The sequence below is a fragment of the Bacteroides sp. MSK.20.82 genome (assembly GCF_019052485.1).
GTDB lineage: Bacteria > Bacteroidota > Bacteroidia > Bacteroidales > Bacteroidaceae > Bacteroides > Bacteroides thetaiotaomicron.
Genome location: NZ_JAHQUN010000107.1, coordinates 1 through 3,110 on the forward strand (window position 1 = coordinate 1; position 3,110 = coordinate 3,110).

Annotated in this window: 4 protein-coding genes; all 4 read right to left on the reverse strand. The window is 32.5% G+C overall.

What is annotated here, in order from left to right:
- Positions 1–734: 734 nt before the first annotated feature.
- The 4 genes from KTR07_RS27850 to KTR07_RS27865 all read right to left on the reverse strand — a co-directional run bounded on the left by KTR07_RS27850 (position 735) and on the right by KTR07_RS27865 (position 3,084).
- Complete coding sequence (locus tag KTR07_RS27850; RefSeq protein WP_007559085.1) at positions 735–1,892, reverse strand: replication initiation protein; 1,158 nt, start codon at positions 1,890–1,892, stop codon at positions 735–737.
- A 162-nt stretch (positions 1,893–2,054) separates the two neighbouring features.
- A complete protein-coding gene (locus KTR07_RS27855; protein WP_004295360.1) occupies positions 2,055–2,267 on the reverse strand; it encodes a hypothetical protein in 213 nt (70 codons plus the stop codon).
- Positions 2,257–2,739: a hypothetical protein gene (locus KTR07_RS27860; protein WP_217315572.1), complete on the reverse strand. Its 483-nt coding sequence runs from the start codon at positions 2,737–2,739 to the stop codon at positions 2,257–2,259. Before KTR07_RS27860 ends, KTR07_RS27855 begins: the two co-directional genes overlap by 11 nt.
- A gap of 33 nt (positions 2,740–2,772) precedes the next feature.
- Positions 2,773–3,084, reverse strand: coding sequence for a hypothetical protein (locus KTR07_RS27865; protein ID WP_008765228.1), 312 nt, complete (start codon positions 3,082–3,084; stop codon positions 2,773–2,775).
- Between the last annotated feature and the right edge of the window lie 26 nt (positions 3,085–3,110).

Genomic DNA, 3,110 nt, shown 5'->3' on the forward strand with positions numbered 1-3,110 from the left:
TATAGAGAGAAACGACACAAAGAACTTTAGGGAAAAGAAGATTCTTCGTGTTGCTCTTTCTGGAAGTGGAGTATATTAATCATATATTATATGTTTATAGGTTCATATATTATATATTCATATATTATTTATATATAGTGTTTTCTCTTTGTTCTTTTTCCCTATAGTTTTATGGTATCAATTTTTTGTGTCCGGCTTCCGGCAGCTTTTTGTATTTGGTATCAAAAAGGCGTTCTTCAGAACATATCGAGCATGATAATTCGGTATCAATTTCTTTCCCTACAGTATATCAAAAAAGCATAGGGACAAAAACCCAACTTTTTAAAATATGTTTTTTTTAGATAGGGACAAAAACCCAACTTTTGATTGATTAGTTGTATCATATAGTGTCTTTTTTTGTTAATAAGTGTTCTTTTCCCTAAAGTTTGTGTTAAGATTATGAGAAAAGTTCCTTTTTTATGGGTTTATGTAATAAGAAAAGTTCCTTTTTTGTGTTTGGTATGATTATCAGGTTTTTTTTATCAGCTAGTGATGGTAGTACCCTTAAAAATGAAAGGGTAACTATCTGAAAAACAACAGATAATGGTAAAAAATCAGGGACAAAAACCCAACTTCTTAGGGACAAAAACCCAACTTCTTAGGGACAAAAACCCAACTTCTTAGGGACAAAAACCCAACTTCTTAGGGACAAAAACCCAACTTTTAGACCCCTCCTAGGGACAAAAACCCAACTTTTATTCATCTTCTTTTTCTTCTCCAATCATTCCGGGGAGTATTTCTACTTCTTTTAATAATACGGATAAACAATATTCTGCTTTATTTGAAATTTTATTCCAGTTATCTCTAACATATTCGCCTAGATAAAGCATCTTAGTTACTACTGCTTTATAGTTGCTTAATGTAATCTGTGGAATAAACTGCTGCAAATGCTCGTCCTTCATTGCAAAGTGCAAAGAACAAAAATTCGTTATCATCTTCTTTTGTCCTTTTAATAGTTCTTCTTCCTTCTTTGATAATGCAGACTTAATAACTTTGAAATTAAGTTTATAAGGCTGTGTATCGCCTGAATTACGATAAACTTCTGCCATTTCAAACCAGCAATCAGCCTGTTCAAACAAATCATCGTAAACAGGGCGTATTACACGTTTATACAAATCTTTAAATTCGGGGTATTTATCTTCTAATTTTAAGAATTTCCGAAATCTATCCACATAGATAGAAAAACCACCTTTTTCTTTCCATGAGCTAATCAGCATATACATTCTTATTGTATATCTACTTTGCGCTCTTAAAGCTATCTCTTTTATATAGCGTGTAAAACCTCTATCAACATTAATGAAAACTTTAGCAACCTCTCTATCCATTTCTAAAGAAAAACCTCTTGAATAAGGAGTTTTAGGTATATTTGCCTTAGTGAATAAACCAGTAATAGACCAACTATCCTCACCTGTTATTGGGTCTTTAACATCAAGCTCTACAGGAATACTGATTAATTTACGAACCATGCTTTTTACTTCCTTGTATTGGTCTGGATTAACGCCCAAATCCCGATATGCGATATCTACTCTTATACGGTCTGAATATTCTTGAAATAAAGATAATTGCTCGCATGGAATAGATGTACCATATTTATCTAGATGCTGAATACTTAATTCTATGACATCCTGTAATTTCTCTATAACAGCAATTAAGATTCTAATCTGTACTGTCTTAAAATCACCAGCCATTAATGTAACTACATTAGGTTGTTTCAGCCATGTGGGATTTTCTGGGAGTTTCACAGGAAGATTTGTACGAGGATGCCCTTTCCTAATTCTAACAATCTCACCGTCTATTTCTTCTTTTTCTTCTTTCACCGCACGTTTTCGGGCTTTTATTTCTCTATTTACCATCGCTTATTATTTTGACTGATTAATACTCCAAAAAAAAGTAGAATAAAGAACACAAACATAAACTTGGCTATATAAAATAGCCCTATGAAAATCATTCTAAAAATAGCAATGATAATTTCTAATAGATTTCTTATTATGTTCCTCCAGTCCATTTTCTTTGTTTTATAATTCCTGTCGCCAAAGCTCCGGCTGCACTATTGTATAACCAGCACTTTGCAAATATACTCTTTTAAATTCATCGGGCAACGTTCCTTCAAGGAATTGCTTTTTATGCCTTGATGCAGTTCGGCGGTCATATGGACTATTTTTAGACCAACCTCTTTTAAGAATTAGTTCCTTAAAGCATTCATCTAATGTTTTTGCTTTATCTATCATAATCTTTTCGTAAAGAAATTATAGGGTTTTTCATCCCTTTATACGTTTCACAAGGATTTCCTAACAGTTCGCAAATAACAAAATGTACAATTTTTCCTTCATCCAATGATAAATTCGATTTATTTGCTAATTCTACAACTAATGTATATTGATAACTATAGTTCTCAACAACAATTTCTTTTTCATTGGAAACTTCATTGTAAATCTTTCTATACTTATGCCATAAAGACGTATTAAAAAGCTCTACCGTAAGAAAATTGTTTACCTGCTCTGTTGTATAGTCTTCTGGCAAACGTTTCCCTGTAAGTCTATAAACAGCCTCCATTTTTGCTTTTTTTCCTACAAACTTTTTTTTCCCAATCATCTGACAAGAAGGGAGTTCATCCCTAGATATAAAAGGCTTCAAATCTGACACCCTACGATATACCTTATATTCAATAAACATTCTATCTATATTTTGATTATATGACATCTATTCCCTTTCACACTATTCGAAAAATTATGGTCATTTATCCCAATCATAATTATCGTAATCTATTTCCTTTCCTGTAGCATGGCATTCAGCCACATAATCAGCCCATTTTTTTCGCTTCGTCACATCAAAAGGCATACGTAGAAACTCATCCTTCCAAGGCTGTATAAAGTAACCAAAATCGTGTTTGTTCGTTACATACTGAACAGCATCTCTAATGGCGTTATACTCATATCCTTCTTTCAACAATGGTTCGTCACCCAGTTTAGAGTATATGTTTGCCACTTCCCTAAGCATCTTTGCAAATTCTTTGTATGTGGCAAAATTCTTTTCTTTTTTATCCATAATCATTCTTTTTTGTTTTGAGTATT